Here is a 14,538-nt window from a genome sequence, read left to right on the forward strand (position 1 = left end):
TATTCGCATAGTTTCAGATATAGCGTGTTTCGCCTGGATAAAGGCACAAAAGAAAGCCGCTATAAAAAATGATAGCGGCGGGAGTCTGAAACCTTACACTACGCGAACCTGACACATGCCATTCTTCTACAGCATTTTCCTGATCACATAGTGCAAGATCCCATCATTACGGTAATAAGTAAGTTCGTTACTGGTATCAATACGACAACGAGTCGGGATCACTTCACTATGTCCATCGGCGTAGGTGATGGTTACATTAACGGTTTGCCCCGTCGTGAGCTGCTGCAATCCGCTAATATCTAATGTTTCATCTCCCGTCAGGTTTAACGTTTTGCGTGTAACCCCTTGTGGAAACTCCAGCGTCAGAATCCCCATACCAATCAGGTTTGAACGGTGTATACGCTCGAATGATTCAGCGATCACCACACGGACCCCAAGCAATCGTGGCCCCTTAGCAGCCCAGTCACGACTAGAGCCCGAGCCATACTCTTTACCCGCAATCACCGCAAGCGGCACGCCTTCGTCCTGATACTGCATCGCAGCGTCATAAATCGCCATCTGCTGTTGGGTAGGAATGTGTCGAGTTACGCCCCCTTCCACGCCAGGAACCATTTCGTTGCGGATACGGATATTCGCGAAGGTACCTCGCATCATTACCTCATGGTTACCACGCCGTGAACCGTAGGAGTTGAAGTCTTTACGTTCAACGCCATGCCCTAGCAGATAACGCCCTGCCGGGCTCTCAGCTTTGATATTACCCGCAGGAGAAATGTGGTCGGTGGTCACAGAGTCCCCCAACATTGCCAGCAAACGCGCGCCGTGAATATCTTTCACGGCCTCAGGTTCGGCCTGCATCGTGCTGAAAAATGGCGGATGACGGATATAGGTGGAATCTTCCTGCCAATCATAGGTCGCAGAGCCTTTGACCTGAATCCCTTGCCAAACAGCATCACCGTCAAAGACCTGCGCATACTCTTTGCGGAACATGTCGGTTTTGACCATTTCTACCGCGTTGGCAATTTCTTGGCCAGTTGGCCAGATATCTTTCAGATAAACTGCATGGCCCTGTTGATCATGACCTAACGGGTCAGCAGACAGATTCACCTTCATATTGCCGGCCAGCGCATAGGCAACCACTAACGGTGGAGAGGCTAGCCAGTTGGTTTTAACTAAAGGATGAATTCGCCCCTCGAAGTTACGGTTTCCAGAAAGCACCGCACCCACGGTCAGATCGCCCGCTTTGATCGCGGTTTCAATCGGTTCCGGCAACGGGCCGGAGTTACCTATACAGGTGGTGCATCCATAACCCACGAGATTGAAACCTAACTGTTCAAGATAAGGAGTCAAGCCTGCGGCATTCAGGTAGTCGGTGACAACTTTAGATCCTGGTGCCAGCGAGGTTTTTACCCATGGCTTACGTACTAGCCCTTTTTCTACCGCTTTTTTTGCCAGCAGTCCGGCGGCCATCAGAACACTTGGATTAGAGGTATTGGTACACGACGTGATCGCGGCAATCACCACTGCGCCCTGCTCCAGTTGGTGCTTTTTACCCGCCAGCGTGAACGCTTCAAATTCAACGCGGTTCTTCTGACTGGTCAGCTCCAGTTCGGTCGCAGCCTGAAACGCCTGAGGTACTTTAGGTAGAGGCACACGATCCTGTGGACGCTTCGGTCCCGCTAAACTTGATTCAACGGTACTCATATCCAAAGACAGAGTGCTAGTAAATACCGGTTCATCTCCAGCATTTCGCCACAGCCCCTGCGCTTTGCAATAAGCTTCAACTAACGCAATTTGCTCCTCACTTCGACCACTCAGACGCATGTAGTTCAGCGTCACCTCGTCGACAGGGAAAAAGCCACAGGTCGCGCCAAATTCAGGTGACATGTTGCCGATAGTCGCACGGTCAGCCAAGGGAAGATCGGCTAAACCATCGCCATAAAATTCAACAAATTTGCCGACGACACCGTGCTTACGCAGCATTTGTGTCACCGTCAGCACCAAATCAGTTGCGGTAATCCCCTCACGCAGTTTGCCAGTCAGCTTGAATCCGACCACATCTGGGATCAGCATCGATACCGGTTGTCCCAGCATAGCCGCTTCCGCCTCTATCCCTCCTACGCCCCAGCCTAATACGCCAAGGCCGTTAATCATGGTGGTGTGGGAGTCGGTACCAACCAGGGTGTCAGGATAAGCAACGCGCTGACCGTCAACATCTTCATGCCATACCGTCTGCCCAAGATATTCCAAATTCACCTGATGGCAAATGCCCGTACCCGGCGGCACAACGCGGAAACGGTTAAAGGCTTTTTGCCCCCAACGCAGGAAAATGTAGCGCTCATGGTTGCGTTCCATCTCAAGCTCAACGTTTTCGCCAAACGCCTGCTCACTGCCAAAGTGATCCACGGTAACCGAATGATCGATAACGAGATCAACTGGCGACAACGGATTAACCTGCTCAACGTTGCCACCAAGACGCAGCACGGCCTCTCGCATCGCGGCCAAATCGACGACGGCGGGTACACCGGTGAAATCTTGCATTAACACACGCGCTGGGCGATAGGCGATTTCTCGATCGGCATGTCCCGTTTTTATCCAATCGGCAATTGCCTGCAAATCATCCTGAGCCACGCTGTCTCCATCGAGGTGACGCAGTAGATTCTCGAGCAGCACTTTCATGGATTTGGGTAAGCGACTGATATCGCCAAGATGTTTTTCCAGCTCGGGCAAACTGTAGTAGCGGTATTCGGTATTCAGGGCACTTAGTGTTTTTTCACACTGCTGGGCAAGATGTTGCTGATTCAGACGATTTCGCATATCGGATGACATAGCTCCTCCTTCCTTATAATGCTTAAAGCGATACCGGCTGGCCGTGAGCGCGCTTCTCATGCAGCGTCTAGAACCATCACAACCAGCGGCAATCTCCTGATAACGTTGTGGCTACCTTTAAAGATAACACAAAGAGATGGTAACGTTTTAGTAACATTTGGCGGTTGATACGATAGATGGTGTAAACCAATAACGACGCGTTAAGTGGGAGAAGGATATTTCTTGCGGAAAATAATCGTGGGAAATAAAAAAGCCTCCGCGCAGGAGGCTATATTTATTCCAGTCGAATCTTATCGATTATTGCTCAGCGGCAACCATCGCAGCATGGCGCTGTTGCATTTTTTCGATGCGTTTTTCGAAATTCTGATTAAATTCTTTTTTCTGTTCTGGCGTCAGAACATTATACATTTTGTTTTCCATTTTCATGCGTTCCAGCATCATATCGTTGCGCTCTTTATTGTTCGCTTCGATTTGTGCACGTGCGGCGCTTTCGTCAAATTTATCACTCGCCACCAGCTTGTGCATTTCTTTGAAGTGATCGCCCATCATTGGTTTTTTATGCTCAGCGCGGAACTCTTTAGCAATGGTTTGCATCTGTTCACGTTGCTGATCCGTCAGTTTCAACCCTTCAAACATACCACCACGATGAGGACCTTTCATACCCATCTGATGATGCATCATCATGGGTGCGGTCGCATTCCCCTGCGTTGCGGCGGGTGCTGGTGCTGGTGCTGCGGAGGCGGTCGTTTCCGCTGCGTTTGCCATTGAAGCGCCCAGAGCCAAAGATGAAGCCAACATTAAAGCAGTTAATTTACGCATAGTAATCATTCCTCAAATAATGTGTTCGTTCTAACGATTTGTCGTTCTAACAATGTGTTCACTGTGTTGATGTGTTCACTGTGTTGATGGAATTAAGTCTATAGGTCTAAATATATAGTAGTTACACGCTGAGTAAATTAATGAAAGGAGAAAAATCAAAAAATGGGCAATTATGAAGAGAGTGTGGAGATTGTGGGTTTATTTTAAACTCAGCGGTAAGATTACGCCTAAAATAGCAAATTGGCCCCACTTATTCCAGCAAACATTATTATTAATACTTTGCTTACCCTCAGCGCTTTATTGTCTCAGTCTCTATAACCTCTGTTTTACCCAGTCAGCGGCATGATTCATCACAGCCCCTTGCCTACGGTCTGTGATCTGATAGCCAAATTCGCAACACGAAACCCATAAAAACAAAACACTGTTTCATTTTTTGTTGAATTGCGCAGCGTAAGGATCTACCATGCATACATCGACAGGGATAGAAAACCTTTCTGTTCATGCCAAATAAATACTCAAACGAATAACCGACGAGGTGAAAGATGGAAGTCCGCCAAAGCATCCACAGCGATCATGCCAAGCAACTCGACACTGACGGCCTACGCCGCGAGTTTTTAGTTGAGACGATTTTCGATGCAGACCAATACACCATGGTTTACAGCCATATCGATCGTATTATCGTCGGCGGCGTCATGCCGGTGCAGAAAACCGTTACTATCGGTGCCGAAGTAGGCAAACAGTTAGGCGTGAGCTATTTTCTGGAACGCCGTGAATTAGGCATTATTAATATTGGCGGGCCAGGCACCATTACCATCGACGGAGAGTGTTTTGAAATAGGCCACCGCGAAGCACTTTATGTAGGTAAAGGTGCTCGTGACATTGTTTTTGCTAGCGTAAATACAAATCAGCCTGCCAAGTTCTATTACAACTGCGCACCGGCACATACCACCTATCCAACCAAAAAGATCACGCCTGCCGATGCATCACCACAAACGCTGGGCGATTCAAAAACCAGCAACCGCCGCACCATCAATAAATATATGGTTCCAGATGTACTACAAACCTGTCAGTTATCAATGGGGCTCACCGAGCTGGCTGAAGGCAACCTGTGGAACACCATGCCATGCCACACCCATGAACGCCGCATGGAAGTCTATTTCTACTTCAACATGGACGATGACTCCTGTGTTTTCCACATGATGGGACAGCCGCAGGAAACTCGGCACATTGTGATGCATAACGAACAAGCCGTGATTTCACCTAGCTGGTCAATTCACTCAGGCGTAGGCACCAAGGCCTATACCTTTATCTGGGGCATGGTTGGTGAAAATCAGGTCTTCGACGATATGGATCACGTCGCGGTAAAAGACATTCGCTAACCCATTTACACTTCATCTTTTGCGGTTAGCCAACGTTGTCTGGCCGCTGTTTAAGGACATAAAACATGATTCTTGACGCATTCTCGCTACAGGGTAAAGTTGCACTGGTCACTGGCTGTGACACGGGTTTAGGTCAGGGTATGGCAGTTGGTTTAGCACAGGCCGGTTGTGACATCGTCGGTGTTAATATTGTTGAACCCACCGAAACCATTGAAAAGATCACCGCTCTTGGCCGCCGCTTCTTAAGCTTAACTGCCGATCTACGCGATACATCGGTCATTCCTGATGTGGTGAAACGCGCTTCTACTGAGTTTGGCCATATCGATATTTTGGTCAACAACGCAGGAATCATCCGCCGTCAGGATGCATTAGAGTTCAGCGAGAAGGATTGGGATGACGTGATGAATCTGAACATTAAGACCGTGTTCTTTATGTCTCAGGCCGTTGCACACCAATTTATTGCGCAGGGGAAAGGTGGAAAGATAATCAACATTGCTTCCATGCTCTCTTTCCAAGGAGGTATTCGTGTGCCGTCTTATACCGCGTCTAAAAGTGCGGTGATGGGCGTCACTCGTCTGCTCGCCAACGAATGGGCGAAGCATAAAATCAACGTCAACGCGATTGCTCCGGGCTATATGGCAACCAACAATACGCAGCAACTGCGTGCCGACGAAGCTCGAAGCGAAGAAATTCTTGGCCGAATCCCTGCTGGCCGCTGGGGTTTACCAGAAGATCTGATGGGGCCAGCGGTGTTCTTGGCATCACCGGCATCCGACTATATTAACGGCTATACCATCGCCGTCGATGGCGGTTGGTTAGCGCGTTAATCAGCGCCCTATCCCGCTACGCTGATACCCGGTCAGCGTAGCTTTCCCTTCTCGAATGACTATTGCATCAAGTGTCTGGAGTCAGTGAGTGCAGCCAACGCCCTACAACCTGAAATATGACGGGGATATATCACCCGCGCATTGACAGACCGACGCTCCCGCCGTAACGTGCCTTACTCTATATAAAATTTTATATAACGTTTTAATCGTTAATATCGCGTGGTGTCATGGTGAAACCCCAAACTCAATCTCTAAATGTGCTCGCCGCCGGTAGCTTGCGGAAAGCACTCTCCCCGCATCTAACCCAATTTAGCCAGCAATTTGGCATCAATATACATGTGCAGTTTGGCCCCGCCGGTCTGTTGCGCGAGCAAATTGAGCGTGGTGCAACGTGGGATCTGTTTGCCTCAGCTAACCTGCAACATCCGCAGAAGCTACAAGCACAGGGACTGGCGCAAAGCATAATGCCCTTCCTGCGTAATCGGCTCTGCCTTACCGTTAGACGCACATGTATGAACAGCGAATCAGACAGTTGGCTGGAGCTTCTCACTAATACGCAACTTAGCATCGGCACGTCGACACCTGGCAGTGATCCCTCCGGTGACTACACGTGGCAGTTGTTTGATCGCGTCGAAGCGCTTCGTCCTCACGCAGGTGAATCACTGAAGCAACGAGCACGACAGTTGGTGGGAGGAATAGATAGCCTACAGGTTCCGGCAAATGAAATAGCCTCTGGCTGGATCATTCAGCAAGGTTTGGCGGATGTCTTCGTCGGTTATGCTCATTATGCACAGTGGCTTCGGAATAATCAGACCGTGGCGGTGGTCAATATTCCTGATACAGATAATGTTTTTGCCACTTATGCATTGGCACTGCGTGATGAAAGCGCTCGGCCGTTAGCGGAGTATCTCTCATCACCACGCCTTCAGCAGCAATTCATTAACGCTGGTTTTTCAGCATGTTAATCATGAGCAATCTCAAACAGCGGGGTAAGTACCTCATATCGCTGCCCATCCGATAACACAGACGCGCGCTCCACTCTTACGCCATATGCCATCAGCAAATTTGCTTCAGTGAGCATCTCCTGTGTGGCACCATAAGCCCAACGTTTGCCATCTAATAGCATCAGGCATTTATGCGCCACCAGATGTGCATGCGCCGGATCGTGGGTCGTAAACAGCACACTTATCTGGCGCTCTTGCGCTAGCTGGCAAACCAACCGCAAAACCGCCTGTTGATTAAACAGATCTAGCGCCGACGTGGGTTCATCGAGTATGAGCATTTCGCAACCGGTGGCTAAAGCTCGCGCAATCATGACTAACTGTCGCTGCCCGCCCGATAGCGTCTGAAAATCGCATTCAGCTAGATGTTCAATGCCCAACGTTCGCAGTGCTTCCTGTGCAATAGTTTCATCTTTACGCGTTGGTTGCTGTAACAACCCGATAGAATTCACCCGCCCCATCAGCACAATATCGACGACCCGATAAGCGAAAGCCGTTGAGAAAGATTGTGCGACAAAACCTATCGGTGCGTTGCGGGAAATTTTACCTGATAACAAAGGCAATACGCCGGTTAGCGTATTCAACAACGAAGTTTTTCCTCGTCCATTAGCACCAAGAATGGCGCATACCTCACCCCGCCGGCAATCAAAGCTCAGCGGTGTATACAACGCGTTCCGATAGCCGAACGTTAGCCCATCAACGCTTAATGCAACATTATTCACCATGAGAGAACCTCCGCGAGCGGATGAGCAACAGTGCAAACAGCGGTGCGCCAATTAAGGCCGTAATGATACCCAGTGGAATTTCTGCCTGACTCAGCGTGCGGGCAACATCATCAACCAAGACCATAAAGCCGCCGCCCAGCCAAAACGCGGCGGGGAGTAATCGCCGATGATCCGCCCCTACTAATAGACGAGCGAGATGCGGAATCACTAAGCCGATCCAAGCTATTCCACCGCTTACTGCCACCTGTGCTGCCACTAAAAGAGCACATAACAGCAAAACCAAACGACGCAAGCCCACCACGGATACCCCCAAGGTGCGCGCATCAGCATCACCGAGAGATAAAATATTGATCCGCCATCGTAGCCGAAATAACAAAAAGCTGGCTATCGCCAGCGGTATCGCCATCATCAACAACTTATGCCAATTAGCCGTTGCAAAGCTGCCCAATAGCCAGAATACAATGCTCGGCAACTTCTCTTCGGTATCAGCCATATATTGCAGCAGGCTAACTAATGCAGAGAAAAAACCGCTGAGAATAATGCCGGAGAGAATAAGCATCAGGCGATTCTCTTTGCCCAGCGCTGACGCAATGACATAGACCAACGCTAAAGCTAACAGACCGAATGCAAAGGTCGAGCTCATCAGCAGCCATGGCGAAAATCCGAGCAAAATTGCCAACGTCCCGCCAAAGGCTGCTCCCGCACTAACGCCAATAATGTGAGGGTCAACCAGTGGATTATGAAATACTCCCTGCAGACACGCACCGCACAGCGCCAACGCGCCTCCTGCGCCACAGGCCATCAGAATACGCGGCATCCTGACCGTCCAGATAATTTGCCCCGCTAACCGATCGGTCTGCATAGGTGCTAGCAGCGCATGCCAAACCTCTATCGGCGAAATAGTAAATTGGCCGACGCCGAGCGAAAAGAAGGCGACAATCAATGTCGCCATAGGGAATAGCAAATGAAAGTACCGATTACTGAACTGAGGCATGCGAATTTGGCGTCCAGGCTGTGCGATAAAAACGCTGATAGTAATCATTCGCGGCTTTATTCATATCAATGTCTTGAAAACGTTGCGGATACAGCTGTTTCGCCATCCATAGCTCGCCGATAGCCAATGCCTCCGGCATTGGATACCCCCACGCCTTAGCGTACTCCGGCATCAGATAAACTCGCTTATGTTTAACTGCATCAATGCCCTGCCAAGCCGGATCGCGAGTGATTTTAGTCACTTCATCTGGATAGCGATCTTGCACGAAGATAACCTGCGGATTCCAAGATAAGACCTGTTCCATTGAAACCTGCTTATAGCCTTTGATGCTGGTCGCAGCAACGTTTATCGCCCCCGCGTGCTGCATCATCAAACCAGTATATTTTCCCGAGCCGTAAGTTGTTAGATCGGGGTTCGCCATATAAACGCGCATGCGCTGGTCGACGGGAATATCCTTCAGACGCGCTCCCACCGTCTCTCGTTGCTTGAAGGCATAATCAATCAACGCTTCACCTTGTGACTCACGATTCACCACTTTAGCGATCAGACGAATACCCTCTTGCAGCCCTAAGTTATATGCCTGCTCCTCATCATTCATCTGAGGGTTAAGCTTGCCCTTTTCGCTTTGGGCATCACGGCGAAGTGAAATCGCTACTACGGGGATCCCGGCTTTCTCAATCTGACTAATCATTTCAGGCGGCGCATAGTTCGCCACAAAAACAACTTGAGGATGTTCAGCTAGCAGACTTTCTAGATTCACCTGTGTCAGATCGCCCGGCATTGGTATTGTCGCCAGGCGTGGAGAAAAACGTTCAAATTCAGGGCCAAGCTGCTTTTTCCAACTGGATAAAACGCCCACGACGTCATCTGCCGCATCAAGCTGTACCAGTAAGTTCAACGTTTGATGTTGTAAAACAACAACACGATTTACTCGATCGGGGATCGTAACCTGACGGCCAAGTTGGTCAATGACGGTGCGGTCGGCAAGAGATGTAAAAGAGACGAATAGAAGAGATGCGCCTGCGATAACCGCATGGCTCAGCTTGGACGTAGAAAGATTCATAGTGAGTGACTTAAGTTGTGTTATATACAAAACTATATAACGATTTGCCGGTGTCAAACAAGTTCCCCTATGGAGTTAAGGGGCTTATACCACTCACACCGCCTGACTAACGAGGACGGACAACAGCAATAAAAAATGATGATTCATAGATATATAAAACATGAACAACAAAAATAATTTGTTCAGTTTTAGTTCATGTTTAAACCTCCTACGATGGATTTTTACCCGTAGGAGGTTAAATATGAAACAGATCTATGGCTTTTTAAATCAGCTTACAGAGAGCTATCAGCAGGAACGTCAGCCTCATAAATTGCTTGGCTTATTCTACCTAACGCCAGAACAACGGCTAAAAATCTTAGAAGATATCATGGCGCCTTACAGCGAAGAGGAAGCGAAATTATCTCAAGAAAAGCAATAATCTCAAGAAAAGGATAGAGGTAGGAATATGCAGGCTAAAGAGAGCAAGCCAAACCGCAATAGCATCTACGCGGTTTGGCACAATCCATCAACGAGTGCTAAAGACGCTTGCGTAACGCATTTTCGGCGCTAAACATCCAGAGCTCAGGCTGTCGATTCGGTGAGAACCGCACTTCATAACGATCTTTCAGCGGCGTTAAACGCCAGCTCATCAACTTTTGATCACGTTTAGGTTTAAGAAAACGACGCCAGCCTAGTGCGCGGGTTGCCTGACGATCGAGCATCCATGCAGCCGTTGGCGATAACGGCAGACGTATAAAGGTATCTTCAACGCTGATATCACAAATACACATACGACACTTCCATAACGTGATTTAATAATTTAATACTCGGTTAATTATCCCCATCACATCAGCATTAGCCAAAGAGATAACCCCCAAACTATGATGTGGCTCACAAACAGAAGGTGGTTAAATTAACAAACATGTAACTATCACCGATAAGCCTGACAAAACGGAGATCACACAAAATGGAGGGCAAATTTTCGGCGAAAAAAAACCACCCAGAGGGTGGTTTCTTCTTACTCATGGTGCCGACTACCGGAATCGAACTGGTGACCTACTGATTACAAGTCAGTTGCTCTACCTACTGAGCTAAGTCGGCAAATTTGGCGGAAGGATAGAGATTCGAACTCTAGGAGCTGTTACACTCGACGGTTTTCAAGACCGCTGCCTTAAACCACTCAGCCATCCTTCCAATGGGGGCAGATATTAACGGCCTTCCCGGTGGCTGTCCAGCGCTAAAATAAAAATTTTATTCAACTGCGCAGTAAATAGCCACGATGAACTTTCTTTAATCAGATATCGCTATTTATTAATCAGTTAGGCCTCTAGCATCACCATTTTTCATGCAATAATACTCTGCTCACCGTATCGAGTTATCTCAGTTCAGCTATCGTTTTTAGGTTTTTTATGACTAATCCCACAAAAATACTGGTTAGCACCTGCCTAATGGGCTTCCCAGTGCGTTATAACGGCAGCGCAAAACCATTTATGCCACCGACGCTGTTACGCTGGCAGCAAGAAGATCGTTTGATACTCTGCTGCCCTGAAGTCAGCGCAGGCTTCCCAACGCCACGATTGAGCGCTGAAATTCGTTACTCACCGCTTGGAGAGCGTGCCGTCGTCGAATCTGATAATACTGACGTTACTGCGGGCTATCTGGCTGGTGCCAGTATCGCCCTACAACTGGCATTAAAACACCAATGCCGTTTTGCCCTACTCACCGATGGCAGCCCTTCTTGCGGTAGCTCGCTTATTTATGATGGTAGCTTCAGCGGTAAAAAAATCTCAGGAATGGGATTAACTGCGGATCTATTACGAAAAAATGGAATTACCGTTTTTAGCGAGGCTGAGTTTTCCGCTCTAGAGGCCGCAGTCACTTTGTCTGATAGGCAAACGGCCTGCTAGCAGGCCGTTAGTTGGAGACAGAAAAACGCTATCTACAATTTCTTGCTCAGGCGGTAATCCAAAGAGTAGCGCCCTGCTCCCGTCACTATCAGCAATAAAAGTCCACCAATTATGCTGATGTTCTTATAGAAGTTGATCTCGTTAAGCACCATATCCATGCCACTGAGTCTCCAGAATGGGTGGCCAATAATGGATGTCCCAAGCACATAGAGCGCAAAGATAGCGGCAATAGGCCGAGTCCCCAGCCCTAAGATCAATGCAAAACCGAAGAAGAGCTCAACCACCACCGCAACGATAGCTGCAATATAGGGTAACGGAGCGCCATAACCCTGCATTGCCGAAACAGCGAGTTCGAAATGGGTTAATTTCCACCATCCAAATATAATGAACAGCAGCATCAACAATATCCTAGCCAGCAATATAAGTGAGTCTTTCATACCGTCACTCATTTTTGACTCCTCAATCCGCAAAAATGGAACTGCTACCTTCCTGTGTTAATTCTAGGACACTATAAGGATTTATGACGGGGGATTTATCGCATTAACAGCAAGCCATCTTTCATACAGAAAGCGGCCTGCATCTGAGTATTAAATTAGATAGGCGCGTGGAAGGTTGTCACGATTTCTAAAATGCCATTGATAATAAACTGTACGCCCATGCAAACTAATAAAAATCCCATCAGGCGTGAAATAGCTTCAATGCCTCCCTTACCCACCAGCTTCATAATCGCGCCAGAACTGCGTAAGCATCCCCACAGAATGACACTAACGGACAGAAACACCAGCACCGGAGCCACCATCAGCACCCAATCGGGGAAATCAGCACCGTGTTTAATGGTGGACGCAGAGCTAATAATCATCGCTATGGTGCCGGGTCCCGCCGTACTGGGCATCGCGAGCGGAACAAAGGCAATATTCGCGGTTGGGTGTTTGTTTAACTCTTCACTTTTGCTTTCAACCTCTGGCTGATCCTCCATCTTTTGCTGAGGAAACAGCATTCTGAAACCGATAAAGGCGACAATTAATCCCCCCGCAACCCGCAAACCTGGGATAGAGATCCCAAAGGTGTTCATCACAACTTGGCCGGCATAAAAGGCAACCATCATGATGGCAAACACATAGACCGAAGCCATTAACGACTGGCGGTTTCGCTCCTCGCGGTTCATATTTCCCGCTAGGCCGAGAAATAACGCCACCGTCGTCAGTGGGTTAGCCAACGGTAATATCACTACCAATCCTAGCCCTATGGCCTTAAATAATTCAATCATTATGCATCACATCCTTGGTGCGAATGACGGGTTATATGTCAATTGAAGCTATAGAGTATAGGCAATAAGCTCAAGTGAAACCATTCGCACAATAATGTTCATTTTTTGCCCTTGTTTTTATCTAACTCACTGCGTATTTGTGCATGGCTAATTAACGCAAAAATGAATGTGCCGCCGATGATATTACCGATCAAGGTCGGCACGGCAAATGGATAAATAAATTCCTGCCAGTGAAGATGACCGGAAAATACCAAATAGAGAATTTCTACCGAGCCAACAACAATATGAGTCAGATCGCCGATGGCGACCAGATAGGTCATAATAACAATAACCCAGATTTTCGCCGCTCCCGCAGAGGGAAACATCCATACCATGGTGGCAATAATCCAACCTGATACCACGGCGTTGGCAAACATTTCCGTCGGCGAATTTTCCATCACTTTCTGACTGATGCTGACGAAAGCCTCACGCGTTTGCACGTCAAATACCGGCAAATGCCAGAAGATAAACGCAACTAAGCCCGTGCCTATCAGGTTCCCGAGCAACACAAGCCCCCACAACCGCATCAGTAAAAGAAGATTGGTGCGATTAGGCTTATTCATAACAGGCAGTACCGCGGTCAGCGTATTTTCCGTAAACAACTGCTGGCGAGCCATAATCACGATAATAAACCCCAACGTATAGCCGAAGTTTTCTAATAAAAATGCGCCCGGTACCCCATCAAGTTTGACGTGGAAAATACCTTTCGCCATCAGCGAAGCTCCCATTGAAAGCCCTGCGGCAACAGCAGACCAGAGCAATGCCCAAACATCACGCTCTAGCTCTTTGGTACCTTCCATACGGATAATTTCATGTACCGCCGCAGCGCGTGACGGAAGGCGATCTTCATCGGTATTGATCTCTTTCCCCTGCTTCTCTTCATCATTATCAACCTTCAACCCGCTTTCTGGCTTTTCATCAACAATACGATCTTTATGAGGCTCATCATTCATTCTGCATCTCTCCGTTGGTTTCAATAATAAGCGTAGACTCTGATTCCGCTCATTTCAGATGCAGATAGCTAAACTCAGATTAATTGATGAAGAAACATGCTAGATGAATTGAATGACTCAGAATATAATGTGATCCAAATCACATTATACTGTTGAGTGAGGATCGTGTTGCATGGGTACTGTTATGACTGGGCTAATCGTCGCCCGTTGGGAAATCATGAGTACTTTTATGATGTTTGTGGCCAGCTCATTGAACATCAAGTTTCGTAAGAAAGGTCACAGCTTGGTTGCTTTTGCCTTCAGCGGCATCGGGTTTGCCACGGCATGTTGGTTGGTTATGACACTCACTGGCGCGACAATCAACACCGATGGAATGAGCCACTTTTGGGCCGTAGCCAAAGATGTATTTGTTGACGTCATGAGCCAACCCTCCGCCTATAGCATGATGTAGTTGATCGCCATATTGCAGGGCACATCCGCGTTCATCACCGACGTGCCCTGCACCACCACTCTTGAATAGCTATCCATAGAATCAGAGCTCACTGCGCGGTAAAACAACCGCGACAGAAATCGATGCTTTCAGCATTTTCATCGCTGTATTCCAACGGCTCGAACTATGATGGGCAACAGCATATTTTGCGACGGACTGTGCAATTTTAACTCTCTTCGCGTTCATAGTCAGACTCTCCTCAAAGACAACATCACTTTGCCGTTATTAAGAAAAAGCCTATACCTTTCTCATTCAAGCTGTGTTTACCA

At 48.1% G+C, this 14,538-nt stretch carries 16 protein-coding genes and 2 tRNA genes; 6 read left to right on the plus strand and 12 right to left on the minus strand.

Annotated features, from left to right (window positions below; translation table 11 throughout):
• Positions 1 to 126: 126 nt before the first annotated feature.
• Both acnA and spy read right to left on the minus strand, forming a co-directional pair.
• Positions 127 to 2,814: an aconitate hydratase AcnA gene (gene acnA / locus M988_RS10470; RefSeq protein WP_428838869.1), complete on the minus strand. Its 2,688-nt coding sequence runs from the start codon at positions 2,812 to 2,814 to the stop codon at positions 127 to 129.
• 309 nt (positions 2,815 to 3,123) lie between these two features.
• Entirely contained in the window at positions 3,124 to 3,645 is a 522-nt protein-coding gene (spy, locus tag M988_RS10475) for an ATP-independent periplasmic protein-refolding chaperone Spy (protein ID WP_008813399.1), read from the minus strand.
• Positions 3,646 to 4,187: 542 nt separating this feature from the next.
• Between spy and kduI the strand changes: the two genes are divergently transcribed.
• The 3 genes from kduI (at position 4,188) to M988_RS10490 (ending at position 6,816) form a co-directional block, all read left to right on the plus strand.
• Positions 4,188 to 5,024, plus strand: coding sequence for a 5-dehydro-4-deoxy-D-glucuronate isomerase (gene kduI, locus M988_RS10480; protein ID WP_008813398.1), 837 nt, complete (start codon positions 4,188 to 4,190; stop codon positions 5,022 to 5,024).
• A gap of 65 nt (positions 5,025 to 5,089) precedes the next feature.
• The gene (gene kduD / locus M988_RS10485) at positions 5,090 to 5,851 is read left to right on the plus strand and encodes a 2-dehydro-3-deoxy-D-gluconate 5-dehydrogenase KduD (RefSeq protein WP_004090015.1); all 762 of its coding nucleotides are present in this window, start codon (positions 5,090 to 5,092) and stop codon (positions 5,849 to 5,851) included.
• A 227-nt stretch (positions 5,852 to 6,078) separates the two neighbouring features.
• Positions 6,079 to 6,816 (plus strand): substrate-binding domain-containing protein, encoded by a 738-nt coding sequence (locus M988_RS10490; protein ID WP_008813397.1) that lies wholly within the window; start codon positions 6,079 to 6,081, stop codon positions 6,814 to 6,816.
• Here the strand turns inward: M988_RS10490 and M988_RS10495 are convergent.
• The 3 genes from M988_RS10495 to M988_RS10505 are packed head-to-tail and all read right to left on the minus strand — an operon-like array spanning position 6,813 to position 9,634.
• Positions 6,813 to 7,574, minus strand: a complete 762-nt coding sequence (locus M988_RS10495) for an ABC transporter ATP-binding protein (protein WP_061060452.1) — start codon at positions 7,572 to 7,574, stop codon at positions 6,813 to 6,815. The two genes, M988_RS10490 and M988_RS10495, sit on opposite strands and share 4 nt — an antisense overlap.
• Positions 7,567 to 8,571 (minus strand): FecCD family ABC transporter permease, encoded by a 1,005-nt coding sequence (locus M988_RS10500; protein WP_020303767.1) that lies wholly within the window; start codon positions 8,569 to 8,571, stop codon positions 7,567 to 7,569. Before M988_RS10500 ends, M988_RS10495 begins: the two co-directional genes overlap by 8 nt.
• Positions 8,555 to 9,634, minus strand: coding sequence for an ABC transporter substrate-binding protein (locus tag M988_RS10505; RefSeq protein WP_064574076.1), 1,080 nt, complete (start codon positions 9,632 to 9,634; stop codon positions 8,555 to 8,557). Before M988_RS10505 ends, M988_RS10500 begins: the two co-directional genes overlap by 17 nt.
• A 241-nt stretch (positions 9,635 to 9,875) precedes the next feature.
• On the opposite strand from M988_RS10505, the gene M988_RS22965 reads away from it, so the two are divergent.
• The gene (locus M988_RS22965; protein WP_008813393.1) at positions 9,876 to 10,052 is read left to right on the plus strand and encodes a hypothetical protein; all 177 of its coding nucleotides are present in this window, start codon (positions 9,876 to 9,878) and stop codon (positions 10,050 to 10,052) included.
• Positions 10,053 to 10,149: 97 nt separating this feature from the next.
• On the opposite strand, the gene M988_RS10510 is transcribed toward M988_RS22965, so the two are convergent.
• From M988_RS10510 to M988_RS10520, 3 genes are all read right to left on the minus strand, one after another.
• Complete coding sequence (locus M988_RS10510; protein WP_004090023.1) at positions 10,150 to 10,404, minus strand: hypothetical protein; 255 nt, start codon at positions 10,402 to 10,404, stop codon at positions 10,150 to 10,152.
• A gap of 234 nt (positions 10,405 to 10,638) precedes the next feature.
• Positions 10,639 to 10,714: transfer RNA gene (locus tag M988_RS10515), tRNA-Thr, on the minus strand.
• A gap of 5 nt (positions 10,715 to 10,719) precedes the next feature.
• A tRNA-Ser gene (locus M988_RS10520) sits at positions 10,720 to 10,807 on the minus strand.
• Between the two features lie 215 nt (positions 10,808 to 11,022).
• Here M988_RS10520 and M988_RS10525 point away from each other — a divergent pair.
• A complete protein-coding gene (locus tag M988_RS10525) occupies positions 11,023 to 11,520 on the plus strand; it encodes a 2-thiouracil desulfurase family protein (protein WP_008813392.1) in 498 nt (165 codons plus the stop codon).
• A 32-nt stretch (positions 11,521 to 11,552) separates the two neighbouring features.
• Here M988_RS10525 and M988_RS10530 read toward each other — a convergent pair whose 3' ends face one another.
• From M988_RS10530 to M988_RS10540, 3 genes are all read right to left on the minus strand, one after another.
• Positions 11,553 to 11,969 (minus strand): DoxX family protein, encoded by a 417-nt coding sequence (locus tag M988_RS10530; RefSeq protein ID WP_008813391.1) that lies wholly within the window; start codon positions 11,967 to 11,969, stop codon positions 11,553 to 11,555.
• Between the two features lie 143 nt (positions 11,970 to 12,112).
• Positions 12,113 to 12,787 (minus strand): MarC family NAAT transporter, encoded by a 675-nt coding sequence (locus M988_RS10535; protein WP_008813390.1) that lies wholly within the window; start codon positions 12,785 to 12,787, stop codon positions 12,113 to 12,115.
• Between the two features lie 98 nt (positions 12,788 to 12,885).
• Positions 12,886 to 13,779 carry a formate/nitrite transporter family protein gene (locus M988_RS10540; protein ID WP_064574078.1) on the minus strand — a complete coding sequence of 298 codons (894 nt, stop codon included), beginning with the start codon at positions 13,777 to 13,779 and terminating at the stop codon, positions 12,886 to 12,888.
• A gap of 172 nt (positions 13,780 to 13,951) precedes the next feature.
• Between M988_RS10540 and M988_RS10545 the strand changes: the two genes are divergently transcribed.
• Entirely contained in the window at positions 13,952 to 14,230 is a 279-nt protein-coding gene (locus M988_RS10545) for a YjcB family protein (protein ID WP_008813388.1), read from the plus strand.
• 81 nt (positions 14,231 to 14,311) lie between these two features.
• On the opposite strand, the gene M988_RS22970 is transcribed toward M988_RS10545, so the two are convergent.
• Positions 14,312 to 14,455 carry a hypothetical protein gene (locus M988_RS22970; RefSeq protein WP_020303768.1) on the minus strand — a complete coding sequence of 48 codons (144 nt, stop codon included), beginning with the start codon at positions 14,453 to 14,455 and terminating at the stop codon, positions 14,312 to 14,314.
• Between the last annotated feature and the right edge of the window lie 83 nt (positions 14,456 to 14,538).

Source organism: Hafnia paralvei ATCC 29927, assembly GCF_001655005.1.
In the GTDB taxonomy this organism is placed as follows: domain Bacteria; phylum Pseudomonadota; class Gammaproteobacteria; order Enterobacterales; family Enterobacteriaceae; genus Hafnia; species Hafnia paralvei.